The organism is Pseudomonas sp. XWY-1 (assembly GCF_002953115.1).
GTDB classification, from domain to species: Bacteria; Pseudomonadota; Gammaproteobacteria; order Pseudomonadales; family Pseudomonadaceae; genus Aquipseudomonas; species Aquipseudomonas alloputida.
Window position 1 is genome coordinate 368,207 of sequence record NZ_CP026332.1, and the last position, 24,333, is coordinate 392,539.

Annotated in this window: 21 protein-coding genes; 8 read left to right on the forward strand and 13 right to left on the reverse strand. The window is 63.4% G+C overall.

Translation table 11 applies throughout. The features are described 5' to 3' along the window. Nucleotides 1–2: 2 nt before the first annotated feature. The 8 genes from PRJ_RS01665 to PRJ_RS01705 form a co-directional block, all read right to left on the reverse strand. Nucleotides 3–2,789, reverse strand: a complete 2,787-nt coding sequence (locus PRJ_RS01665) for a dermonecrotic toxin domain-containing protein (RefSeq protein ID WP_104960641.1) — start codon at nucleotides 2,787–2,789, stop codon at nucleotides 3–5. A gap of 67 nt (nucleotides 2,790–2,856) precedes the next feature. Further along, nucleotides 2,857–3,042, reverse strand: a complete 186-nt coding sequence (locus PRJ_RS01670) for a hypothetical protein (RefSeq protein ID WP_104960642.1) — start codon at nucleotides 3,040–3,042, stop codon at nucleotides 2,857–2,859. Then, on the reverse strand, nucleotides 3,039–4,151 hold the full coding sequence (locus PRJ_RS01675) for a PepSY domain-containing protein (RefSeq protein WP_104960643.1): 1,113 nt from the start codon (nucleotides 4,149–4,151) through the stop codon (nucleotides 3,039–3,041). The genes PRJ_RS01670 and PRJ_RS01675 overlap by 4 nt, the downstream gene beginning before the upstream one ends. Before the next feature lie 56 nt (nucleotides 4,152–4,207). Next, nucleotides 4,208–6,640, reverse strand: coding sequence for a TonB-dependent siderophore receptor (locus PRJ_RS01680; RefSeq protein ID WP_104960644.1), 2,433 nt, complete (start codon nucleotides 6,638–6,640; stop codon nucleotides 4,208–4,210). 518 nt (nucleotides 6,641–7,158) lie between these two features. Beyond that, on the reverse strand, nucleotides 7,159–8,115 hold the full coding sequence (locus PRJ_RS01690; protein WP_104960645.1) for a FecR domain-containing protein: 957 nt from the start codon (nucleotides 8,113–8,115) through the stop codon (nucleotides 7,159–7,161). Next, a complete protein-coding gene (locus PRJ_RS01695; RefSeq protein ID WP_010951704.1) occupies nucleotides 8,112–8,630 on the reverse strand; it encodes an RNA polymerase sigma factor in 519 nt (172 codons plus the stop codon). The genes PRJ_RS01690 and PRJ_RS01695 overlap by 4 nt, the downstream gene beginning before the upstream one ends. Nucleotides 8,631–8,777: 147 nt before the next feature. After that, complete coding sequence (locus tag PRJ_RS01700; RefSeq protein WP_104960646.1) at nucleotides 8,778–9,488, reverse strand: PolC-type DNA polymerase III; 711 nt, start codon at nucleotides 9,486–9,488, stop codon at nucleotides 8,778–8,780. Continuing rightward, nucleotides 9,485–11,422 carry a putative nucleotidyltransferase substrate binding domain-containing protein gene (locus PRJ_RS01705; RefSeq protein ID WP_104960647.1) on the reverse strand — a complete coding sequence of 646 codons (1,938 nt, stop codon included), beginning with the start codon at nucleotides 11,420–11,422 and terminating at the stop codon, nucleotides 9,485–9,487. The genes PRJ_RS01700 and PRJ_RS01705 overlap by 4 nt, the downstream gene beginning before the upstream one ends. Nucleotides 11,423–11,538: 116 nt before the next feature. Here PRJ_RS01705 and PRJ_RS01710 point away from each other — a divergent pair, with 116 nt between their 5' ends. Further along, on the forward strand, nucleotides 11,539–12,084 hold the full coding sequence (locus PRJ_RS01710; RefSeq protein WP_033726058.1) for a response regulator: 546 nt from the start codon (nucleotides 11,539–11,541) through the stop codon (nucleotides 12,082–12,084). Nucleotides 12,085–12,128: 44 nt separating this feature from the next. On the opposite strand, the gene PRJ_RS01715 is transcribed toward PRJ_RS01710, so the two are convergent. After that, complete coding sequence (locus tag PRJ_RS01715) at nucleotides 12,129–14,306, reverse strand: malate synthase G (protein WP_104960648.1); 2,178 nt, start codon at nucleotides 14,304–14,306, stop codon at nucleotides 12,129–12,131. A 449-nt stretch (nucleotides 14,307–14,755) separates the two neighbouring features. Here PRJ_RS01715 and PRJ_RS01720 point away from each other — a divergent pair, with 449 nt between their 5' ends. Continuing rightward, nucleotides 14,756–15,274, forward strand: coding sequence for a glycine cleavage system protein R (locus PRJ_RS01720; protein WP_010951709.1), 519 nt, complete (start codon nucleotides 14,756–14,758; stop codon nucleotides 15,272–15,274). 328 nt (nucleotides 15,275–15,602) lie between these two features. On the opposite strand, the gene rarD is transcribed toward PRJ_RS01720, so the two are convergent. The 4 genes from rarD to PRJ_RS01740 all read right to left on the reverse strand — a co-directional run bounded on the left by rarD (nucleotide 15,603) and on the right by PRJ_RS01740 (nucleotide 19,233). Then, nucleotides 15,603–16,490 (reverse strand): EamA family transporter RarD, encoded by an 888-nt coding sequence (gene rarD, locus PRJ_RS01725; protein ID WP_010951710.1) that lies wholly within the window; start codon nucleotides 16,488–16,490, stop codon nucleotides 15,603–15,605. Nucleotides 16,491–16,554: 64 nt separating this feature from the next. Further along, a complete protein-coding gene (locus tag PRJ_RS01730) occupies nucleotides 16,555–17,529 on the reverse strand; it encodes a serine/threonine protein kinase (protein ID WP_104960649.1) in 975 nt (324 codons plus the stop codon). Between the two features lie 158 nt (nucleotides 17,530–17,687). Continuing rightward, nucleotides 17,688–18,452 carry a TOBE domain-containing protein gene (locus PRJ_RS01735; protein ID WP_104960650.1) on the reverse strand — a complete coding sequence of 255 codons (765 nt, stop codon included), beginning with the start codon at nucleotides 18,450–18,452 and terminating at the stop codon, nucleotides 17,688–17,690. A 49-nt stretch (nucleotides 18,453–18,501) separates the two neighbouring features. After that, a complete protein-coding gene (locus PRJ_RS01740) occupies nucleotides 18,502–19,233 on the reverse strand; it encodes a ComF family protein (RefSeq protein ID WP_104960651.1) in 732 nt (243 codons plus the stop codon). A gap of 89 nt (nucleotides 19,234–19,322) precedes the next feature. Here PRJ_RS01740 and bioB point away from each other — a divergent pair, with 89 nt between their 5' ends. From bioB to PRJ_RS01770, 6 genes are all read left to right on the forward strand, one after another. Beyond that, nucleotides 19,323–20,381, forward strand: coding sequence for a biotin synthase BioB (gene bioB, locus PRJ_RS01745; protein WP_010951714.1), 1,059 nt, complete (start codon nucleotides 19,323–19,325; stop codon nucleotides 20,379–20,381). A 1-nt stretch (nucleotide 20,382) separates the two neighbouring features. Beyond that, nucleotides 20,383–21,555 carry an 8-amino-7-oxononanoate synthase gene (bioF, locus tag PRJ_RS01750; protein ID WP_004577120.1) on the forward strand — a complete coding sequence of 391 codons (1,173 nt, stop codon included), beginning with the start codon at nucleotides 20,383–20,385 and terminating at the stop codon, nucleotides 21,553–21,555. Continuing rightward, complete coding sequence (locus PRJ_RS01755; protein WP_003255608.1) at nucleotides 21,548–22,279, forward strand: alpha/beta fold hydrolase; 732 nt, start codon at nucleotides 21,548–21,550, stop codon at nucleotides 22,277–22,279. Before bioF ends, PRJ_RS01755 begins: the two co-directional genes overlap by 8 nt. Then, nucleotides 22,272–23,090 carry a malonyl-ACP O-methyltransferase BioC gene (gene bioC, locus PRJ_RS01760; protein ID WP_104960652.1) on the forward strand — a complete coding sequence of 273 codons (819 nt, stop codon included), beginning with the start codon at nucleotides 22,272–22,274 and terminating at the stop codon, nucleotides 23,088–23,090. The genes PRJ_RS01755 and bioC overlap by 8 nt, the downstream gene beginning before the upstream one ends. 10 nt (nucleotides 23,091–23,100) lie before the next feature. Then, nucleotides 23,101–23,781 carry a dethiobiotin synthase gene (gene bioD, locus PRJ_RS01765; RefSeq protein ID WP_003255605.1) on the forward strand — a complete coding sequence of 227 codons (681 nt, stop codon included), beginning with the start codon at nucleotides 23,101–23,103 and terminating at the stop codon, nucleotides 23,779–23,781. Between the two features lie 212 nt (nucleotides 23,782–23,993). Beyond that, nucleotides 23,994–24,290 (forward strand): pyrroloquinoline quinone biosynthesis protein PqqE, encoded by a 297-nt coding sequence (locus PRJ_RS01770; RefSeq protein WP_104960653.1) that lies wholly within the window; start codon nucleotides 23,994–23,996, stop codon nucleotides 24,288–24,290. The last annotated feature ends 43 nt before the right edge of the window (nucleotides 24,291–24,333 follow it).

A 24,333-nucleotide genomic window follows, 5' to 3' on the forward strand; every position in this document is an offset into this window, starting at 1 on the left:
TGTCAGTGGGCCGGCGGTGGTTGATCTGGCAGTGTCAGCCAGTCACTGCTGCGCCCTGCCTGGCGAACGCGTATCAGCCACTGGCCGTTTTCGTGGCGCAGCACCGCCCACGGCACCACCCCGGCGTTGCTGGCAACGGCAATCTGCAAGTGGTAATGATCCGGTAGCAGGTGGCGGCGCACAGGCAACTGCCCGTCCTCGAGCGCCAGGTACAGCTGATCGTCAGCCTGAAAAAGCCCTTGTTCGATGTTTACCGGCAGGCCGGCCACAGGCGTTTGTAGATAGCAGTCCTGCAGTAATTGCTTCAGGTCGGGCAGCCCGTCGTACCAGAGCACCGGTGAGTCGATGACCCACTGCCCGTCGGCTTTGCGCTTGAGCGGTTGCTGCAGATAGGCATCTGGCTGGTCAGGGTCGATGGCTCGCCAGCGGTAGCCGTCGAAGCTGACCCGGTAATAGCGGTTGTCGTTGTCCTTGACGAAGTACAGCGATTGCCCACCAAACGCCGAGCTTTGCTCGTAGACACCTTCACCGTAGATACCGTCTATGCGATAGCGCAGGCTGCCGCTGCCCGGTTGTACCTGGAGGCGTGCGGGCAGCGGCAGTGGCGGTGGTTTGGGGATCCCGCGCAGGGATCGGCGTAGCACTCTGGAACCCATGAAACTGGTACCCGCATCGTTGAGGTGGCTAAGCGCCTGATAGGCATGCCGCATCACCCCCTCGACATCCTCTTGCTTGAAGGCCTCGGCGCCGTCCCAGATATCGATTGCCATGCGGCCGATCGACAGCACCAGCAGCGCCCGGTTCGGCAGCAGCAGGCTGATGAAGTCCAGCAAGCGCCAGCTCAACGCCATGACCGATTCCGTATTCACTTCCCTGGTCGTCATGCTGTCGGCGTCGGCCTGGGCAATCAGTGCCCGGGCCTCGGCCATGTAGTAGACGAAGAACAGGTCGTTCTGGATCTCGGGTGTCGTCAAATGTGTGCTCATGCGACCCTTCTCCAGCAGCCGCTGCACCGTGGCGGCAGGCAGCAATGGCAGGCGCTGGGCTACGTATGCTCTCAACGTGGGCTGTTGGCGCAATGTGCGAAGCAGTTCGCGGGTCGTGCGAAAACGGCGCCAGGCCCTGCGGTCCGGGGCATCCGGGGTGTACAGTACGCATGCCGGAGACTTGTAGGGGAGGCTGTTGAGCAGAAGCACGCCCTGCAGGGTGTGGCCCATGATGTTCAACTGCCGAACAGTGACCGGGTAGCCTGCTACTGGCGCACGCAAGGCATTGTGTGGTTGGTCCAGCACTGCGCGCACCCAGTTGTAGCCATGTTCGAAAGGGTCTTCGCCAAAGTGTCCGGCGTAGCGCGCCTTCACGGCTTCAGCGTGCATGCGTGCATGGTTGACCTTGCTGTGCGCAGTCAGGCGCCATTTGCCTGCTCTGGAACTGATCAGTTGGGTGTGCAGGTACTTTGCGTAGCTGTCACCCACGTTCAGTTCCCGGACCATGTGCTTGACATACTGCGGCGTGAGCCCGGCGGGCATGGCTTTGCCGTGGGCATGGATCACCCGGGCAGTCAGCCAGTAGTCGGTATCGAACCACGGCAAGTTCTTGAGGGCGATCTCTTCGAGGGTGTTGATTTCCTCGACCATCTCCACCATCTCGTGGCCCACGCGTCGCATGCCTGCATAGGTGACATAGGATGAGAGGGCGAAGGGATGCATGATGGCGCCCGTGCGGCGGGCGCGTACGACCACGATCTTGATCTCGCGAGGATCTGTGTCGTACCCCAGGTCATGGCTCAGGCGCTCGCGAAGGCGTGCGTTGGCCCAGGCCAGCAGGCTATTGCGTTGCTTGAAGTCGTCAAGGCTCAGCACTCCCGGGGCAGCAGCCTGCTCGGCGATTGCCACCAGCGTTTGCATGGCCTGCATCATATGGCTCAGGCCTTGCGCAGATGTATTGCGCAGCCAGTTGGGCAGGTGCTTCTCAAGCAGTTGGGAGTAGCGTGTTTGCAGGATGGGCTTGGCGCCGACTTCGTGCCATAGCGCCAGGGCTTTATGTATTCGGGTGTGCTGGTCGGGTGAGGCGTTGCTCCACAAGCCGGTGTCACTCAAGCGTTGGCGTTGGGCTTCTATCGCACTGTCGATCTGGGCCTCCAGCAGGCTGTCGGCGTACCAGTCATAGCGCAGGCGCTGTGACCGGCGAGCGCGGTCTGCCTGCGCGTCAGAGTACAGCTGCAGCAGCGGTCTGCTCTGGAGGGGGGCTTCCAGGCGTTCGCAAAGCTCCAAATGCAGTGCGGCAAGGGAGTCGAAGGCCTCTATGCCTTGTGACAGGCTGCACAGCAAGGCAGCGCCTGCGGCATCCTGAGGCGTGAGCATAGGGCCTTCGGCGGTACCGGCAACGATGATCAGTGTGCCTGGCAGGTAGCTGCGCCAGTTGGGCCGTAGGCCTTCCAGCAGAACGCGGTAGACCTGTGGCCTTTTGGCCAGGGGCATATGCCTGCGCTGGGAGGGTAGTGGCTGTTGCAGGCAGGCCCATAGTTGATCGGCTGAGCGGTAGCCCAAGGTCTCGTCGCCCAGGCGCAGTTCAACCTCGGCCAGCATCAGCGCTTTGCGCAGTGCCAGCAGCTTTTGTTTGGGGGTTTCACCATGCTCATCGGCCGTGGTCCAGAAGCTGGCCAGTTCGCCGTGCAGCCAGGTGCGTGTGTCGGGGTTAATGGGGTATTGAGGGTCGAGGGTCGGAAGGCCGTCGAGCAGGTCACCGATCTGTCGATCGATCTGTTCCAGTTGTTCGAGGGGGCGCATGAGGCGGTTCCTTGGTTGAGGAAAACCCCATGCTTGGCAATACCTGCGGTTGCGGGGTGGTAGCGGGCTAGCGCCCCCGACGCCAGAACAGCCCGCGCAGGCTCAGCAGGGCCGGCAGGCCCAGGCCAGCCCATGCCAGAACGTCCCAGCCACCGTCGCCGAGCAGTGCGGCGAACAGGCCCAGGAAGCCAAGCAGGGCAATCAACGCTGGCCAGGCGAAGAGGCGTGCCGTGGGTTGCGACCTGTGGCTCATGCGCGTGCGTCCCTGGGGTTACGCTGCTTGCCCCACCACAGGTAGAGGCCGCTGCCGAGCACGATGATTGTCAGCACGTCGAGTAACGCCCAGAGGATCTGCATCGGTCGCCCGCCGTAATCGCCGAAATGCAGTGGCTGCGACAGGCCCATGGCATCCATGTACCAGGGACGGTTGCCGACGGCAGTCACTGCAAGGGTGCGAGCATCGATCAGTACCGGCGTGAACAGGTGGGAACTCAGGTGGGTGGCACCGTTCATGAACACCGCATAGTGGTGCTCGCTGGAGAAACGCGTGCCTGGAAACGCGATGAAATCCGGGCGCATGCCGGGCGCGGCCTGCTCGGCAATTTCCAGCAGGCGAGTGGCTGGGGCGCGCTCGACGAGCGGCGGGGCGTCGCGGTAGGGGGCAACCATCGCAGCCAGGCTGTCGTTGCGCCAGGTCGCGATGACCAGGTCGGACAGGGCACTGATTACCCCGGTCACGCTCACCGTCAATGCCCAGGCCAGGGTGACCACGCCGATCAGGTTGTGCAGGTCGAGCCAGCGCAGGCGGCGGGACTTCTTGTGGCGTACGGTGCCGAATTCCAGGCGGCGCATGAACGGCGCATAGAGCACGGTGCCGGAGACAATCGCGACAATGAACAATACGCCCATGAAGGCCAGCAGCAGCTTGCCCGGCAGGCCTGCGAACATGTCCACATGCAGGCGCAGCATCACCATCATGAATCCACCATTGGCGGCCGGCATGGCCACCGCCTCGCCGGTGCGTGCATCGAGCATGAAGGTGTGCGACAGGTTGGGGTCGGTGCCGGCGGTGGCGGCGGTAATGGCGACCACGCCGTTGGGCTCGCCTTCATCGTAGCCGAAGTACTGCATGACCTCGCCGGGGCGATGTTGTTCGGCCTTGAGCACCAGTTGCTGCAGGTCGAGGTGCGGGGTGCCTGCCGGCATTTCACGCAGTTCAGGGGCGTCGCCTAGCAGGTGTTCGAGTTCGTGGTGGAAGATCAGCGGCAGGCCGGTGACTGCCAGCAACAGCAGGAACAGGGTACAGACCAGGCTGCTCCAGGTGTGGATCAAGGACCAGCGGCGGATGGTGGGGCTCTTCATCACGGTACCGATTGTTGTCGGTTGGAACCCGGGGCCGCAAGGCGGCCCCAGCTCACTCAGAACTTGTAAGTGGCGCTGGCGACGACGCTGCGCTCATCGCCGTAGTAGCAGTAGTACGCGTCACAAGTAGAGAGGTAATCCTTGTTCAGCAGGTTGGTGGCGGTGACCGCGACCGACGCGCCCTTCAGGCTGCCGTTCAGGCGACCCAGGTCGTAATGCACCGACCCATCGAAGACGGTGTAGGCCTTGGCCTTGCCCAGGTAGGTATTGCCTTGGTCGCCGTAGGTATTGCCGGTATAACGCGCGCCCAGGCCGATGCCGAAGCCGTCGAGTACGCCTGAGTGCCAGGTGTAGTCGCCCCAGATGGACGCTTGCTGGTTAGGCATCAGTTGCAGGCGGTTACCTTTGAAATCGCCGTCCTGCACCTCGGACTTGGCCAGGGTGTAGGCGGCAATGACCTTCAGGTTGTCGGTCACATCGGAAACCGCTTCCAGCTCAAGGCCGCGGACTTTCACTTCACCGGTCTGGCTGGTGATGGTCACACCACCGACCGTGTTGGTGACCGAGACGTTTTTCTGAGTCAGGTCGTACACGGCTGCCGACAACAGGGTATTGGACCCCGGCGGCTGATACTTCACGCCCAGCTCCCACTGCTTGCCTTCGGTGGGCTTGAACGAGTCCGAGGCCGACACACTGGCATTGCTGGACGGCTGGAACGACTCGGCATAGGACAGGTACGGCACGAAGCCCGAATCGAACACGTAGCTGATGGCTGCGTTGCCGCTGAACTTCTTGTCCCGCTGGGTATTGGTGGCATCGCCCTGGTTGAAGAACTTGGTGCCGGTGTGCACCCAGTCTTCACGACCGCCCAGGGTCAGGCGCCAGTTACCAAGCGCCATCTGGTCCTGCACATACAGGCCGGTCTGACGGGTTTTCTGGTTGTAGTCGTAAAACGCGGTCGAGCGATCAGGGCGAGTGATCGGCAGCCCGTAGACCGGGTTGTTGACGTTGCTGTCCGGCACGTTGAAGTCGAAGATCGACAGGTAGTTGGTGTTGATGCGCTGGTGGTCCAGGCCGATCAACAGCGTGTGGTCGATGTCCCCGGTGGCGAAGTCTGCCTGGAAGTTGTTGTCCACCGCGAACTGGCTGATGTCTTCATCGGTGTTGGTGGACATGCGGCTGACAGTGCCATCGTCCTGCACCGGCGGCGAGCTCTTGTTGTAGCTGCCAGGGGTGATGGTCTGGAACGACAGGTCCGACTTGGTGTAGCGCAGGTTCTGGCGGAACTGCCAGACGTCGTTGATGCGGTGTTCGAAGGCGTAACCCAGCGCGTAGTAAGTGCGGTCGTAGAACTCGTAATCCGGGTCACCCAGGTTCTTGTGGTGCGAGATCTTGCCGAACGGCATGTCGATCTTGGTGCCCTGGATGGGCCGGAACTGGCTGGTGGCACCGGTATCGTCACGGGTGAACTGGGTGAGGAAGGTCAGCGTCGTGTCTTCGTCGATGTTCCAGGTCAGGCTTGGGGCAATGTTGTAGCGCTTGTTGTCAATGTGGTCAATTTGCGTGCCACTGTCACGGATAACGCCACTGAGGCCATAGAGAAAGCGACCTTCATCGTCGATCTTGCCGGTGCTGGCGAAGTTGATCTGGCGATGGTTGTCGCTGCCGTATTGAAGCTCGATTTCGTGAGCGCTTTCCGCTTGCGGGCGGCGGCTGACCATGTCCAGCAGGCCGCCAGGTGGAGTCTGGCCGTAGATCGAAGAGGCCGGGCCGCGCAGCAGGGCGAGGCGGTCGAGGTTCCAGGTTTCGGCTTTCGGGTTGGCGTACACGCCGCGGGGCAGCGGCAGGCCATCGAGGAACTGCGTTGGCTCGAAGCCGCGCACGCGCATCCAGTCATAACGGGTGTCGCTGCCGAAGCTGGCGGAGACGATGCCTGGCATGTAGCGCACTGCATCATCCAGGCTGTGTACACCGCGGTCTTTCATTTGCTCGCGGGTGGCGACAGAGATGGAGCGGGGGACTTCCACAAGTGCCGTGTCAGTCTTGGTGCCAGCAGCGGTGCGCTTGGCCACGTAGCCTTCAACCGGGCCCCAGGCGCTTTCGCTGGCGCTGGGGGCATTCACGGTGGTTTCCGGCAAGGCCAGGGTGCCATCCGGCACGGCCACCAGGCTGTAGCTGCCCGCAGTGCTCTGCTGCAACTGCAGGCCGGTACCGCTCAGGGCGGCTTGCAGGGCGCCCAGGCCGTCGTATTGGCCGCTGACCGGGGCCGAGGTGCGGCCGCTGACCAGTGCCGGGTCGATGGCCAAGGCAATGCCGGCCTGGCTGGCGATCTGGTTGAGGGTGGTGGCCAGTGGCGCGCTGGGCAGGTTGTAGGCGCGCGACGTGGATTGCTCGGCGGCGAACAAGACAGGGCTGGTCAGCGGGGCAGCCAGGCCGATGGCCAGGGCCATCAGGCTGGGGCGCAGGATATGATCAACGGCACGGGACATGCGGCGGTTCCTCGACGGGTAAGTGCTTGCTGCTTCCTTGCCGAGCGAGATCTGAAAAGTGACAGGGTGAATCTGAAAAATATTGAGAATTATTTAAAAGGTATTTTGCCAGCACCGGCCTCTTCGCGGGTAAACCCGCTCCTACGACGACCCCGATGTGTGCCCACCACCGTGGTAGGAGCGGGTTTACCCGCGAATACGGTGGTGGCGGCAACGCTGAACGACTGGTGGAGATTGGCCAGCAGGCCCGGCCTCTTCGCGGGTGAACCCGCTCCTACGACGACCCTGATGTGTGTCCACCACCGTGGTAGGAGCGGGTTTACCCGCGAATACGGTGGCGGCGGCAACGCTGAACGACTGGTGGAGATTGGCCAGCAGGCCCGGCCTCTTCGCGGGTGAACCCGCTCCTACGACGACCGCGATGTGTGTCCACCACCGTGGTAGGAGCGGGTTTACCCGCGAATACGGTGGCGGCGGCAACGCTGAACGGCTAGCGGAGATTGGCCAGCAGGCCCGGCCTATTTGGAAGTGACGTTCACCCACCACTGCGTATGCCGCTCGATCTTCACCGGCAACGCCGGCACCAGCGAGGCCAGCGCCAGGTCGGTGTTGGTCAGCGGGAAGCTGCCGGTCACGCGCAGGTCGGCGACCTTGGCATCCACCCCGAGGTAGCCGCTGCGGTACTGGCCCAATGTGGCGAGCAGGTCGCCCAGGCGTACGTTGTCGACCACCAGCATGCCGCGGGTCCAGGCATCGGCACCGGCAGGCACCGTGCCAACCTCGCCGAGGCCATTGGCGTTCATCAACACCTGCTGGCCTTCGCGCAACACCTGTTCGTCGCCGCTGTCATGCGGCATGGCGGCGACCGAGGCTTGCAGCACTTCCAGGCGCGTACCGCCGGCTTCGCGGCGCACCAGGAAGCGCGTGCCCAGTGGCCGCAAGCGACCGTCCTCAGTGCGTACCAGCAGCGGGCGCGGGTCCTGGTGGCCGGTTTCGACCGAGATTTCGCCCTGGTGCAGCACGATCACCCGTTGCGCGCCGGCGTAGTCGATGTCCACGGCGGTGTGGGTGTTCAGGCTCAGCAGTGTGCCGTCTTCCAGGCGCAAGGTGCGCAATTCACCCGTGGCGGTGCGCTGGTCGGCCAACCAGTAGCTGGGTGCCAGCGACGGGGCGCCGACCCATGCCAGCAGCGCGCCGAGCAGAAACGTGCCGGCCAGCCCGCCGCCAACCTTGCCAATGCGTCGCCGCAGGCTGGCGCGCGATTGCAGCAGCGCCTGGCGTGCCGGGCCAGCCGCCGCGCTAACGCGTTGGTCCATGGCGCCGAGCTGGCGCCAGGCACGTGCGTGCTCTTCGCTGGCGGCATGCCAGCGCATGAATTCATTGCGCTCATCAGGCGTGCTGCTGCTGTCGCCGAGGCTGAGTTTCCAGGCAATCGCGGCTTCCAGGACCCGGGACGAAACCGGGACGTTGCTCACGTCGGCTCCCCATACAGGGCTACATAGCACTGGCGCATCCCTTGGGCGATGTACTGGCGCACCCGCGACACCGAAACGCCAAGGCGCTCGGCAATCTCGGCATGGCCCATGCCGTCCAGACGGCTGTGCAGAAACGCCGCGCGAGCCTTGCTCGACAGCTTGCCGAGCAGGCGGTCGATGGCTTTGAGGTCTTCAAGGATCAGGTGCTGCATTTCTGGCGAGGGCTGTTCGGCTTCAGGGATCAGTGCCAGCTCGGCCAGGTAGGCCTGTTCCAGCGCGGCGCGGCGGAAGTGGTCGAACATCAGCCCCTTGGCCACGGCGGCCAGAAACGCGCGGGGTTCGCGGGGGGTGTCCAGTTGCTCACGACCAAGCAGGCGCACGAAGGTGTCCTGGCTCAGGTCTTCAGCACGTTGGCGGCAGGCCATGCTGCGTTGCAGCCAGGCGAGCAGCCAGCCGCGGTGGTCGCGGTACAGCGCACCGACCAGATCGGCGTGTGGGCTTTGTGCAGAAGACAAGCAGCGTCCCCCCGGAACGAATGCATTAACTAACGATAATTATTCGCGATTGTTGCAGAGGGGAGGGGGTGGGTGCAATGGACGCTTATCGGATCGCCATCATAGAAAAGGCTGAAGGGTATGCCTTGGAATTTTCAGTGCCTATCCCTACAAACCATGACTCTGCATCTTGCGCCGTCGCCATCCGCGCAACCGTTGCTCCAGCTGCAGCGGGCTGTCCAGCTGCTGGCGCCGGGCCTGGCTGAACAGGATCAGCGCCAGTTCTGCGGTCACCTGGGCATCGGCACTGGCATGATGGCGTTCTTCAACCTGCAAGCCAAACCGTGCAACCCAGTCATCCAGCCCTGCCTCGCGCAGCACGGTGTCGGGGTTGAGCATCGGCGCCAGCTCGGCGATATCGAGGAATGGCGACTGCAAGCGGTAACCCAGGCTCTCTTTCAGCGCACGCGCCAGCATGCGCTGGTCGAATGGCGCGTGAAACGCCAGCACCGGGCTGTTGCCAATGAAATCGAGCAAATCCAGCAGGGCCTCGGCCGGGTCGCAACCGGCAGCCAGGGCGCTGGGGCCCAAACCGTGGATCAGTACGCTGGCGTTGGTCTTCTGCAAAGGCCGGTGCAATGTGCGTTCGAACTGCTGGGCAAAGTCGATGGCACCGTCTTCGATGGCCACCGCCCCGATCGACAGTACCTGATCACGGTTGGGGTTGAGCCCGCTGGTTTCCAGGTCCAGCACCACCCAGCGCTGCTCGCGCAGGGTACATACCCCCAACGGCACGGGCTTGGGCAACCGGGCCAGGCGCTGGCGCTTGGCGTGGTCCAGCTCGGGCGCACTTGGGCGCAGCCAGGCGAACAGGCTCATAGCTGATACCGCAAGGCCAGGCTGCTTTGCAGGCGCTGAGCCTGGCGCAGGGATTCGCGCAGGATGCGCCGGTCCAGGTGGTTGAGGCTGTCCGGGTCGAGCCGGTTGGAGTAAGGCAGGTTGTCGCGTATCTGGCGCTGGTGCTGCTGCATGCGGGTTTGCTGGATGAAGTGGTAGGCCTCTTCATAGGCGGCGCCGTCCAACGGTTCGATCACGCCCTTGGCTACCAGTTGGCGCAGGCGCTCCAGGGTATTGCAGGCAGCTATGCCATTGGCCAGGGCCAGCAAACGGGCACCATCCACGAAGGGCGTCAGGCCCTGGACCTTGAGGTCGAGGGTCGCCGCCTTGTCGTTGCCCTGGCGTGTCAGCACGAACTCGCGCAATCGGCCCACCGGCGGGCGTTGGCGCAGGGCGTTGTCAGCCATCATGCGCTGGAAGATGCGGTTGTCGGCTACCTGTGCCAGCAGGCCCTGGCGCAGCTGCTCGCAGCCTTGCTCGTCGCCCCACACCACCCGCAAGTCGAAGTAGATGCTCGAGCCCAGCAGGTTCTCCGGGCTGGCTTCGCGAACAAACCCGGCAAAGCGTCGCGCCCACTCGCTGCGCGACAGGCACAGCTCGGGGTTGCCGGCCATGACGTTACCCATGCACAGGGTAAAACCGCACTGGGCCAGGCACTGGTTGATGTATTGCGCCAGCGGCAGCAGGCGAGCGCGGATCGCGTCGGCCTCGGCGCTGTCGACCGCTTCGAAGAGGATGCCGTTGTCCTGGTCGGTGTGCAGGGTCTGCTCGCGTCGCCCTTCGCTGCCAAAGCACAGCCAGCTGAACGGCACGCCCGGGTCGCCACGTTCGGCCAGGGCCAGTTCGATGACCCGGCACACGGTATGGTCGTTGAGCAAGGTAATGATCTGGGTGATCTGCGTCGACGATGCGCCATGGGCCAGCATGCGTTCCACAAGCTGGCTGATTTCGCCGCGCAGTGAAACCAGCGTATCCAGGCGTGGCGCATGGCGTATGGTGCGCGCCAGGTGAACCAGATCGACCCGTTGCAGGGAGAACAGGTCGCGCTCGGAAACCACGCCGCACAGGCGCCGGTTTTCCACCAGGCATACATGGGCAATATGCCGCTCGGTCATTGCCATGGCGGCGTCGAAGGCGCTGGCCTGGGGTGGGAGGTAGAACGGTTTGGCGGTCATGTGCCGGTCGATGGCGGCGCCCAGGTCTGCATCTATTGTCGCCACCACCTGGCGCAGGTCGCGCAAGGTGAAGATACCGATGGGGTAGCGCTGCGGGTCGACCACCACGATGCTGCCCACCTGTTGCTCGTGCATCAGCCGCACGGCTTCGCGCAGGGGGGTATTGGCGCTGCACACCACCGGGTGACGCATGGCCAGTTCACCCAGAGGGGTGTTCAGCGAGTACTGGGTGCCGAGGGTTTCCACAGCGCGCTGGCGTACTTGCTGATTGACCTGATCAAGCAGGCTGCTGACACCGCGCAGGGCAAAATCCCGAAACACATCAGACATCGAGAACACGCGGATGAATGCGGCCTTGTTCAGTTGCAGGCAGAAGGTGTCTTCCCCGGCCAGGTGCTCGGTGCGGGTTGCCCGCTCACCCAGCAGGGCTGCCAGCGGGAAGCACTCGCCGCTGGTGATCTCGAACGTGGTCTCGACGCCTGGTTTGGCCAGGTGCTGGCGCTCGCCAACCACGCGGCCCTGCTTGACGATGTAGAAGTGCTCGACCGGCCCGTCGGCAGGTTTGACGATGCTTTCACCGCAGGCGTAGAAGCGCAGCTGGCACTGCTCGACCAAGAAGGCCAGGTGGCTGTGCTCCATTTGGTTGAACGGCGGAAAGCGCTGCAGGAACTGCAATGTGCCTTGGATGTTTTGCAGTACCGCTGTCTTGCCCGCCTGGCTGTAGGCGTCCTTTTTGCTCATGAAACTGACCGTATCGCTATGCCGAACTATATATATCTATATATAGGTACCGGCCATGTTGTTCTCTGCCTCCATGGTCGGCTTGCGGCGGGGTGGTGCCCATTGGACGTAAGTCTATGAGCGCCCTTGTCAAAGACCCGACGAAAGGCGAAACGGGTTACGCAAGTAATGCGGTCCTAATGCTGAAGCGGAATTATTTTGACGAGACAAGCATGCCCGAGCACACCGACATCCTGAGCGACGCCGAGCGCGAGGCCTTGGCCGTGATAAACCAAAGTGCGCCTGTGGCAGCCAGACCGTTGGTGCTGGTGGTGGATGACAACGCGGTTAACCGGGAGGCGCTGATCCTGTACCTGAAAAGCCGGGGCATCGATGCGGTGGGGGCGGATGGGGCCGAGGAAGCCAGGTTGTACCTGCACTACCAGAAGCGTATCGGCTTGATGATTACCGATTTGCGCATGCAGCCTGAAAGTGGATTGGACTTGATCAGGACAATTCGCGCGTCGGAGCGGGCGGCGTTGTCGATCATTGTGGTGTCGGGTGACACCGATGTGGAAGAAGCAGTGGATGTGATGCACCTGGGGGTGGTGGACTTCCTGCTCAAGCCGGTGGATTTGGGCAAGCTGTTGGAGCTGGTGAGGAAAGAACTGAAAATGGGTTGATGCGCCGAGGGGGCCGCAAAACGGCCCCCTGGCGCAGATGTTACTTACAACCCGTTACGCGCCTTGAACTCGCGGCGACGGCGGTGCAGTACCGGCTCGGTATAACCGTTCGGTTGCTTGCCACCTTCCACTACCAGTTCCACAGCCGCCTGGAACGCCACGTTGTCGTCGAAGTTCGGCGCCATCGGGCGGTACAGGGCGTCGCCAGCGTTCTGCTGATCGACCACCACGGCCATGCGCTTGAGGCTTTCCAGCACCTGTTCCTGGCTGACCACGCCGTGGCGCAGCCAGTTGGCCAGCAGCTGGGCAGAGATGCGCAGGGTGGCACGGTCTTCCATCAGGCCGACGTTGTTGATGTCCGGCACCTTCGAGCAACCCACGCCCTGGTCGATCCAGCGCACCACATAGCCGAGAATGCCCTGGGCGTTGTTGTCCAGCTCGTTGCGGATCTCTTCGGCCGACCAGTTGGTGTCGGCAGCCAGCGGGATGGCCAGAATGTCGTCCACCGACGCCGGGGTACGTGAAGCCAGTTCACGCTGGCGCGCCTGTACGTCCACCTTGTGGTAGTGCAGGGCGTGCAGGGTGGCGGCAGTTGGCGACGGTACCCAGGCGGTGTTGGCACCGGCCAGTGGGTGGGCGATCTTCTGCTCGAGCATGGCGGCCATCAGGTCAGGCATGGCCCACATGCCTTTGCCGATCTGCGCACGGCCTTGCAGGCCGGTGGCCAGGCCAACGTCGACGTTGTTGTTTTCGTAGGCGCCGATCCACTTCTCGTTCTTCATGGCACCTTTGCGCACCACGGCGCCGGCTTCCATCGAGGTGTGGATTTCATCGCCAGTGCGGTCAAGGAAGCCGGTGTTGATGAACGCCACGCGCTCGGCGGCTGCCTTGATGCAGGATTTGAGGTTGACCGTGGTACGGCGTTCCTCGTCCATGATGCCGACCTTGACTGTGTTGCGCGGCATGCCCAGCAGGTCTTCGACCTGGCTGAAGATCTCGGCGGCGAAGGCCACTTCCTCAGGGCCGTGCATCTTCGGCTTGACGATGTACACGCTGCCGCTGCGGGTATTCTTGCGGCTAGTGTTACCGTTGAGGTTGTGCAGGGCGATCAGGTTGGTGAACAGCCCGTCCTGGATACCTTCGGGGATTTCGTTGCCTTGGGCATCGAGGATCGCCGGGTTGGTCATCAGGTGGCCAACGTTGCGCACGAACAGCAACGAACGACCGTGCAGGGTCACGCTGCCGCCGTTAGGCGCCGCGTACTCGCGGTCCGGGTTCATGGTGCGGGTGAAGGTTTTGCCACCCTTGCTCACGCTTTCGGCCAAGTCGCCTTTCATCAAGCCCAGCCAGTTGCGGTAGACGATGACTTTGTCGTCAGCGTCTACGGCTGCAACCGAGTCTTCGCAGTCCATGATGGTGGTCAGTGCCGACTCCATCAGGATGTCTTTGACGCCAGCGGCGTCGGTGCTGCCGACGGGGGTGCTGGCATCGACCTGGATTTCGAAGTGCAGGCCGTTGTGCTTGAGCAACACGGCAGTCGGCGCGGCGGCGTCGCCGTGGAAGCCGATCAGTTGCGCATCGTCGCGCAGGCCAGTGTTGCTGCCGCCTTTCAGGGCAACAACCAGCTTGCCGCCTTCGATGCGGTAGCCCGTGGAGTCGACGTGCGAGCCGGCGGCCAGTGGCGCGGCTTCGTCGAGGAAGGCGCGGGCGAAGGCGATGACCTTGTCGCCGCGTACCTTGTTGTAACCCTGGCCTTTTTCGGCGCCGCCTTCATCGCTGATGGCATCGGTGCCGTACAGGGCGTCGTACAGCGAACCCCAGCGGGCGTTGGCGGCGTTCAGGGCGAAGCGGGCGTTCATCACCGGCACCACCAGTTGCGGGCCGGCCATGTGGGCGATTTCTTCGTCCACGTTCTGGGTGGTGGCCTGGAAATCGTCGGCTTGTGGCAGCAGGTAGCCGATTTCCTGGAGGAATGCTTTGTAGGCTGCGGCGTCGTGGGCCTGGCCTTTGCGTGCCTGGTGCCAGGCGTCGATCTTGGCTTGCAGCTCGTCGCGCTTGGCGAGCAGGGCTTTGTTCTTTGGAGCGAGGTCATTGATGATCTTCTCTGCACCCGCCCAGAACTGCTCGGCGACGATGCCGGTCCCGGGGATGGCTTCGTTGTTCACGAAGTCGTACAGGACCTTGGCGACCTGAAGGCCACCGACTTGAACGTATCCAGTCATTGCTTGCCTCACTCTGCTCAGCTATTTCGCTCTTCTGTATTAAGCCTGTAGCGCTTCTCTAAACACGGCACCAGTGCATGCTCCCGGTTTTGCTCGGGGGCGGCTGGGTGCGGCCTGCCAGACAGGCTGGCGGGCAGTGTGCGTATTTTCACAGGCGCCTTGGCAGACATCCAAACGACGTTTTGTAGTCCGCGCCACGGGATACTACATGAAGCAGTAGGCGGGGCAAAATCAGACTAAAAGCGCCGTTATGCGACCCGTTGGTCGCGTATGGTCACGCTGGGAGTAGGTATGTTCGCAAAAAACAGGTGGATTGTTCCAGATAAATCTTGAAACAGTACACGATTGGCTGTGCAGATTGCCCTGCGGCAGGTTGCCGCGCCTTGCCTATACTGACTCGATCCCCCGATTTTCTGCCGCCCGGCGCGGTCCGACACGAGGAAGGGCTTGTGGATCATCTTGTACTGACTGTAATTGCCCCTGACAAGGCCGGCCAGGTCGAACGTATTGCCCAGTGCATCGCCGACCACAGTGGTAACTGGCTGGAAAGCCGCATGTCGCGTATGGCCGGGCAGTTTGCTGGCATTCTGCGGGTGGCGGTGCCGGCAGAGAATTACGCCGAGCTTGTGGCCTCGCTGCAGGGGCTGGCCAGGTACGACATTCGCGTGCTGATCGCCGAGAGCGGGATTGAGCCGTCGTGCACCTGGAAGCCAATTGCCATGGAGCTGGTGGGTAACGACCGGCCGGGGATCGTGCGGGACATTACCCGCTTGCTGGCTGAGCTGCAGGTAAACGTCGAGCGGTTTTCCACAGAAGTGCGGCCGGCGCCGATGAGCAGTGAGCCGTTGTTCCACGCCGACGCATTGCTGGCGTTGCCGTTGACCTTGCCGCTGGAAGAACTGCAGCAGCGGCTGGAGAGCCTGGCGGATGACTTGATGGTGGAGTTGAAGCTGCGGGCAGAGGATTGATCAGCGATTGCCGGGGCCGCTCTGCGGCCCTATCGCGACACAAGGCCGCTCCCACACGGTCCTGCGTACACCGGACAAATGTGGGGCGGCCTTGTGTTGCGAAGCGGCCACCTGCGGTTATCCCGATATCACGGGGAAGGCCCTGTGGATAACCTGGGGGTGTACCTCTCCAGCCCAGGTATCACGTGCCTTGTACTGTTTTGCTCAAAAAATGCCCAATTATCAGCAGCTTGTGCACAAAGCGCGGGGACGAGGGTGTGGATAACCTATGGAGATGTCTCTGCAGGCCAGGCGCTACATGACCTGCAGAGTTTTGATCGTTTTCTGATCAGCTACGTTTGCGCAAGTTCAGCCATGCATCGACGCTGTAAATCGCCAAACCTGCCCAGATGAACATGAAGGCCGCCAGGGTGCTCGACGACAAATGCTCGTCGAACAGCACTACGGCCTGCAACAGCACCAAGGTCGGTGCCAGGTACTGCAGGAAGCCCAGCGTGGTGTACGGCAGGTGCCGTGCGGCGGCGTTGAAGCATACCAGCGGCACCAGCGTCACCGGCCCGGCCGCCATCAGCCACAGCGCCTCGCTGCTGGTATAGAACGCGCCCTGGGCACTCATCGCTGTCGGGTGCAGTAGCAGCCAGCCAAGGGCCAGCGGTACCAGCATCCAGGTTTCCACCACCAGGCCGGGCAGCGCAGCCACCGGTGCCTGCTTACGGATCAGCCCATAGAAGCCGAAGCTCAACGCCAGCACCAGTGACACCCACGGCAGGCTGCCCACTTGCCACACCTGCTGCGCCACACCCACGGCAGCCATGCCCACCGCCAGCCATTGCAGGCGGCGCAGGCGCTCGCCAAGAATCAGCATGCCCAGCAGTACGTTGATCAGCGGGTTGATGTAATAGCCCAGGCTGGCCTCGAGCATACGGCCGTTGTTCACCGACCACACGTAGGTCAGCCAGTTACCGGCGATCAGTGCGCCGCTCAGTGCCAGGATGCCCAGCCGGCGCGGGTTGTTGCGCAGTTCACGCCACCAGCCGGGGTGTTTCCACACCAGTAGCAGCAGCGAGCCGAACAGTGCTGACCAGAGCACCCGGTGGACAATGATCTCCACCGCCGGGACGCTCTGGATTGCCTTGAAGTAGAGGGGGAAAAGGCCCCAGATGATGTAGGCGCTCAAGCCCAGTATGTACCCGCGACGCGGGTTTGCGGCGTGCATGCAGAATCCTTGCTTAGGTTGCTAAATAAAGCGACGCCTATTGTAGACAGAGGCGGGCGTGCTTCTAGAACAATTTCAGCGGAGCTTCATCCAGCGCAGCCATCTGTTCGCGCAAGGCGAGAATCTGGTCGCCCCAGTAGCGTGGCTGGCCGAACCAAGGGAAGCTGGGCGGGAACGCGGGGTCGTCCCAGCGCCTTGCCAGCCAGGCGCTATAGTGCAGCTGGCGCAGGGCGCGCAGGGGCTCGATCAGGGCCAGTTCGCGCGGGTCGAAGTCGTGGAACTCGTTGTAGCCGTCGATCAGCTCGGCCAGTTGCCCCAGGCGCTCCTCGCGGTTGCCGGCCAGCATCATCCACAGGTCTTGCACCGCTGGGCCCATGCGGCAATCGTCGAGGTCGACCACGTGATACACCTCGTCACGGTGCATCAGGTTGCCGGGGTGCAGGTCGCCGTGCAGGCGAATGAGCTGGTGTGGTGTGCGAGCGTAGATCTCCTCCGCCCGCTTGAGCAGATCGCGGGCCACGGACTCGAACGCCGGCAGCAGTTCACGTGGGACAAAATTACCCTCCAGCAAGGTGTTCAGCGAGGCGTGGCCAAAGTTGTCCACAGCCAGTGCCTCGCGGTGCTTGAACGGTTTGCTGGCGCCCACGGCATGCAGGCGGCCAAGTAACTGGCCCAGGCGATACAACTGGTCGAGGTTGCCAGGCTCGGGGGCGTGGCCGCCGCGACGGGGGAACAGCGTGAAGCGGAAGCCCTTGTGTTCGAACAAGGTGCGGTCATCGTGCTGCAGGGGCGCAACCACCGGGACTTCACAGTCGGCGAGTTCGGCCGTGAAGGCGTGTTCTTCAAGGATGGCTGCATCGCTCCAGCGGCCTGGGCGGTAGAACTTGGCAATCAGCGGCTGCGCGTCTTCGATGCCCACCTGGTACACGCGGTTCTCGTAGCTGTTCAGCGCCAGCACCCGAGCGTCGCTGAGAAAGCCCAGGCTTTCCACTGCGTCCAGGACCAGGTCGGGGGTGAGGGTGTCGAAGGGGTGGGACATGGTGGCTCCGGAGGGTAAGCGGCGTGGGGACATGGTACCGCTTTATACCGGTGCCGGCCCCTTCGCGGGCGTGCCCGCACATTACGGCCCAGATGCATCGGGTGGTGCGGTCCCTGTGGGAGCGGGCAAGCCCGCGAACCGCGCACCGCGCGGCCAGACTATGCGGGAACCCCGATCAACACATAAGACGGGTGAAACTGCACCCGCACCACACTGCCATCCACGACCTGCTGGGCAGCCAACCAGTGCGCATCAGCCATTGCACACAGGGTCTGCCCGTTGCCTAACGCCAGCCTGACTTCACTGGGCCCATCGACCTCTGCCAGCACTTCCTCCACCTTCGTGCAAAGGCAATTGCTCCCCGCTTCGGCCTCTTCCCCCTCCGCCAACAAGCGCACCCACCCGGCCTTTAGCAGCGCCACCACCATCGTTCCCGGTGTCAGCTCCAGGCGCGCCGTGCTGTCGTGGGTGATCAGTGCATCGATCTCCAGCCCGCCACCCAATGCCAGGCTGACGCGGTCATACCGGCCTTCAGGGCGCAGGCCGCTGACCTGGCCCTGCAACTGGTTGCGCGCACTGGTGCGCAGCATCAGGCGCCCGAGCAGGTCGAGGTCGCCGGATTCTTCGGCGGCTTCAAGGATTTGTGCCTGTAGGGCCTGCAGCCTTTGGTACAGGCGCAACACCCGCTCGCCTTCCGCCGACAAGTGCGCACCGCCACCGCCGCGGCCACCGGTGCTGCGCTTGACCAAGGGCTGGCTGGCCAGGTTGTTGAGCTCGTCAATGGCATCCCAGGCCGCCTTGTAGCTGATACCCGCGGCCTTGGCGGCGCGGGTGATCGAGCCTTGTTCGGCAATGTGCTGCAGCAGCGCGATGCGCTGTGGGCGGCGGGCGATGTGCTGGGTGAGAACGGGGGGTAGGGACATGGGTATTCCGTATACAAGGGTGCTTTACAAATGGGCAGGTCGCGCCTGGTCATACATACCCCGGTTTGGGCGTACGTGCCAGGCAATACACATCCACCCGCCGCGCACCTGCCTTGCGCAGTGCCTGGGCGATAGCCTGCGCAGTGGCACCGGTGGTCAACACATCATCGACGATGGCGACATGCTTGCCTTCCAGTTCGCCCTGTACCGCGAACGCCTGGCGCAAATTGCGCCGCCGTGCCTTGGCGCCCAGATGTTGCTGTGCCGGTGTCTCGCGGGTGCGGGCCAGCAAACGCTCGTTGCAGGTTACCCCGACGTGCGACGACAACCACCGCCCAAGCATCCCCGCCTGGTTGAACCCCCGCTCGCGCAGTCGACGCCTGGCCAAAGGCACAGGCAACAGCAGGTCAGGGCGAGGCAACCCTTCGGCATAGCGATACTGCAGCCCCTGCCCCAGCAGCTCAGCCATCAGGCGCCCCAAAGGCCATTGGCGATTGTGTTTGAAACGGCTGATCAACGTGTCCACCGGAAAGCCGAAATGCCACAGGGCAATGACCTGGTCGAAGGCCGGCAAGCAGCGGCCACACGGGGCGCAGGTCAAGCCGGCCATGGGCAAGGGCAGGGCGCAATGCCGGCACTGATCACCCAGCCAGGGCAGCGCCTGTTCGCAGGTGATGCACAGCGGGTAATGCTGCTCGGCAGGCTCATCGCATAACAAGCACGTCTGATTAATAAGTGAGCACTTGTAAACCAGTCGCTTCCACTGCAGTTGACAGTTCATAGGCCTTCCATGACTATGCGAGCTATCCGTGATGCGCTGGCGGGCTTTCCTGTCCCGGCGCCAGCTACAGCCTAAACAAGGAAACGCCGATGAGCGCCAGCACAACTGCAACAACACGTCACGATTGGGCCCTGGCCGAGGTCAAGGCGCTGTTCCAGCAACCGTTCAATGACTTGCTGTTCCAGGCGCAGACCGTGCACCGCGCGCATTTCGACCCCAACCGCGTGCAGGTTTCGACCTTGCTGTCGATCAAGACCGGCGCCTGCCCGGAAGATTGCAAATATTGTCCGCAGTCCGGTCACTACAACACCGGGCTGGAGAAACAGAAGCTGATGGAAGTGCAGAAGGTGCTGGAAGAAGCTGCCCGCGCCAAAGCCATCGGTTCTACCCGTTTCTGCATGGGGGCGGCGTGGAAGCACCCGTCGGCCAAAGACATGCCCTACGTGCTGGAGATGGTCAAAGGCGTCAAGGCCATGGGTCTGGAAACCTGCATGACCCTCGGCAAACTCGACCAGGAGCAGACCAAGGCCCTGGCCCAGGCTGGGCTGGACTACTACAACCACAACCTCGACACCTCGCCGGAGTTCTACGGCAGCATCATCACCACGCGTACCTACAGCGAGCGCCTGCAGACCCTGGCCTACGTGCGCGACGCCGGGATGAAAATCTGCTCTGGTGGCATTCTGGGTATGGGTGAATCGCTGGATGACCGCGCCGGCCTGCTGATCCAGCTGGCCAACCTGCCGGAACACCCGGAGTCGGTGCCGATCAACATGCTGGTCAAGGTGGCCGGCACGCCGCTGGCTGAGGAAGAGGACGTCGACCCGTTCGACTTTATCCGTATGCTGGCCGTGGCCCGTATCCTCATGCCCAAGTCTCACGTGCGCCTGTCCGCCGGCCGCGAGCAGATGAACGAGCAGATGCAGGCCCTGGCCTTCATGGCGGGCGCCAACTCGATCTTCTACGGCGAAAAGCTGCTGACCACCGCCAACCCCCAGGCCGACAAGGACATGCAGCTGTTCGCACGCCTGGGCATCAAGCCCGAAGCGCGTGAAGAGCACGCCGACGAAGTGCACCAGGCAGCCATCGAGCAAGCGCTGGTCGAGCAGCGCAGCAGCGAGATGTTCTACGACGCCGCGACAGCCTGATATGGCTTTCGACCTGGCAGCGCGCCTGGCCGAACGGCGCGCCGCAGACCTGTATCGGCAGCGGCCATTGCTGGAAAGCCCGCAAGGGCCGGAAGTGGTGGTCGACGGCCAGCGGTTGCTGGCCTTCTGCAGCAATGACTACCTGGGCCTGGCCAACCACCCCGAGGTGATCGCCGCCTGGCAGGCCGGCGCCGAGCGCTGGGGTGTGGGTGGTGGTGCCTCGCACCTGGTGGTTGGCCACAGCACCCCGCACCATCAGGTTGAAGAGGCACTGGCTGAACTCACCGGCCGCCCGCGCGCCCTGTTGTTCTCCACCGGCTATATGGCCAATCTGGGCGCCATCACCGCGCTGGTGGGGCAGGGCGACACGGTACTGCAAGACCGCCTCAACCATGCCTCGCTGCTGGATGGCGGGCTGCTCAGTGGTGCCCGCTTCAACCGCTACCTGCATAACGACCCGGCCAGCCTGGCCAGCCGCCTGGACAAGGCAGTCGGCAATACCCTGGTGGTGACCGATGGCGTATTCAGCATGGACGGTGACCTGGCCGACCTGCCGGCGCTGGCCGATGTCGCCCGTGCCCGCGGAGCCTGGCTGATGGTTGACGATGCCCATGGCCTGGGCACCTTGGGCGCACAGGGCGGCGGCATCGTCGAGCACTTTGGCCTGGGCGTGGATGACGTACCGGTGCTGATCGGCACGCTCGGCAAGGCTTGCGGCACCGCGGGTGCTTTTGTTGCTGGCAGCGAAGCGCTGATCGAGGCGCTGGTACAGTTCGCCCGCCCCTATATCTACACCACCAGCCAGCCACCGGCGCTGGCCTGCGCCACACTCAAGAGCCTGGAGCTGCTGCGCCGCGAAACCTGGCGTCGTGAGCACCTGGCAGCCTTGATTCGCCAGTTCCGAGAAGGCGCGCAGCAGCTGGGGCTGCAGTTGATGGACAGCCCGACGCCGATCCAGCCCATCGTGATCGGCGACAGTGCGCAGGCGTTGCGCCTGTCACGCCTGCTGCGTGAGCGCGGCTTGCTGGTGACGGCCATCCGCCCACCCACCGTGCCGGCTGGCAGCGCACGCCTGCGGGTAACCCTGAGCGCCGCACACAGCGAGGCGCAGGTGCAGCTATTGTTGAATGCATTGGCCGAGTGTTATCCACAGTTGGAGAACGCCGATGCGTAATCGACTTGTTCTATTGCCCGGCTGGGGCTTGGGAACTGCTGCGCTGGAGCCGCTGGCCGCTAGCCTGCGTGCCCAGGACGCCCGCCTGCAGGTAGAGCTGATGCCCCTGCCAGAACTGGCCCACAGCGATGTGCAGGCCTGGATCGACCATCTGGACCGCAAGCTGCCCAGCAATGTCTGGCTGGGTGGCTGGTCACTGGGTGGCATGTTGGCCAGCGCGCTGGCGCACAAGCGTGGCGACCACTGCTGCGGGCTGCTGACCTTGGCCAGCAACCCCAGCTTCCTGGCCCGGCCAGATTGGCCCCATGGCATGGCCGAAGACACCTTCGGCACCTTCCTCGACGGCTGCCGCAACCATACCCAGGTCACCCTCAAGCGCTTCCGTACCTTGTGCAGCGACGGCGCCCTGCAGCCGCGCACCTTGTTGCGTCAGCTGGGTGTCGGCGTGCCGGATACCGACCCGTTGTACCTGGCCACTGGCCTTGAAGTGCTGGCCAAGCTGGACACCCGTGAAGCCTTGCAGGCCTATGGTGGCCCGCAACTGCACCTGTTCGCCGGCAGCGATGCGCTAGTGCCGGCAGAGGCGGCAAAGGCGTTGAGCGAGCTGTTGCCCGATGTAGAAGTGGGCCTGGTCGAAGACAGTTCCCACGCGTTCCTGCTGGAGTACCCGCAGGAGCTGGCGGCGGGCATCAAGAGTTTTCTGCATGAGAGTGGCGATGACTGACCTTTCCCGTCCGACCCTGCCCGGCGCATTGCCCGACAAGCGCCAGGTGGCGGCCTCGTTCTCCCGCGCCGCGGCCAGCTACGACAGCGTGGCGGCCCTTCAGCGTGCTGTAGGCCTGAGCCTGCTGGAGCAGTTGCCGGCAGGCCTGAAGCCGTCTCACTGGCTGGACCTGGGCAGCGGCACCGGCCATTTCAGCCGCATGCTGGCTGAGCGTTTCGCCCAGGCCAGTGGCGTGGCGGTGGATATTGCCGAGGGCATGTTGCTTCATGCCCGTCATGTAAAGGGTGGAGCGCAGTATCACGTGGTTGGCGACGCCGAGCGTCTGCCGCTGCGCGATGCCAGTGTCGACCTGGTGTTTTCCAGCCTGGCGGTGCAGTGGTGCGATCAGTTCGCCAGTGTGCTGGCCGAGGCGCAGCGGGTGCTGCGCCCAGGCGGTGTACTGGCCTTCAGCAGCCTGTGCGTGGGCACTCTCGACGAACTGCGCGCCAGTTGGCAGGCGGTGGATGGCCTGGTGCATGTAAACCGCTTCCGCCGTTTCGAAGACTATCAGCGCCTGTGCGCAGCCAGCGGTTTTGAACAGCTTGAGCTGGAGCGGTGCCCGCATGTGCTGCACTACCCGGATGTGCGCAGCCTGACCCACGAACTGAAGGCGTTGGGGGCGCACAATCTGAACCCTGGGCGACCTTCCGGCCTCACCGGCCGGGCGCGAATGCAGGGCCTGTTGCAGGCCTATGAGGCATTTCGCCAGCCCGCGGGGCTGCCAGCCACCTATCAAGTGGTCTATGGTGTGTTGCGCAAGCCACAGGTGTAAGGGGAGCACGATGAGCCAGGCCTTTTTCATTGCGGGTACCGATACCGATGTCGGCAAGACCACCATCGCTGCCGGCCTGCTGCATGCGGCGCGTTTGCAGGGCATGAGCACGCTGGGTGCCAAGCCGGTGGCCTCGGGCTGCACGATGACGCCGAAAGGCTTGCGCAATAGCGATGCCCTGGCGCTGATCGACGAAAGCACGGTCAAGCTGCCCTATGAGCAGGTCAATCCGTTTGCCTTCGAGCCTGCTATAGCCCCGCATGTGGCGGCGCGCGAGGCAGGGGTGACGCTGGCTGTGCCAGAACTGCTCGCGGCGATGCGCAATGTGCTGCAACAAAATGCCGACTTCACCTTGATAGAGGGGGCCGGCGGCTGGCGCGTACCGCTGTCGGGCCTGGAGAACCTGTCCGACCTTGCCGTTGCCCTGCGGTTGCCGGTGATTCTGGTGGTAGGCGTGCGCTTGGGTTGCATCAGCCATGCCTTGCTCAGCGCCGAAGCGATCGAGCGTGATGGGCTGCAGTTGGCGGGTTGGGTGGCAAACATCATCGAGCCGCGCACCTCACGCCTGGAAGAGAACCTGGCCAGCCTTGCAGAGCGCCTGCCAGCGCCTTGCCTGGGGCGGGTGCCCAAGCTCAAGCAGGCCAGTGCCGACATGGTGGCGGAGCATCTGCAGCTGGATCTGCTGGATTAGTGTGTTGCAGGCCCGGCCTCTTCGCGGGTAAACCCGCTCCTACGAGGGAACGCATACCGTTGTGGGCGCGGGTTTAACCGCGAAGCGGCCAGAACAGGAATACCCAAGGCCTATCAACTGGCATTGAGCCATTAGGGATTTAAACGGGCCTTTTTGCCCCCAGCCTGTTTTAATTGGGGCTGTTCGTCATCCAGCGTCAATGGAGTCCTGACATGGAAATCACCGGTAGCTCCGCCTACTACGCGGGCCTGAGCGCAATCCAGACCGGCCAGAACCGCGTCGATCAGGCCGCCAGCCAGATCGCCAACACCACTGCCGAACGTACCGCCACTAGCCAGTCCAGCGATTTTCAGGCAGAACGCCTGCGCGCGGTCGACCGCAGCCAGCAGATGGACATGGCCACCAGTGTCGTGCAACAGGCGGTGGGCAAGACCGAAGTCGAACTCGGCGCAAAGGTCGCCAAGGCATCCGACGAAATGCTTGGCCGGATCATCGACACCTACGCCTGAACACTTGCGTCATCCCCTATTTCAGCGCCTGCCCTTGTAGGAG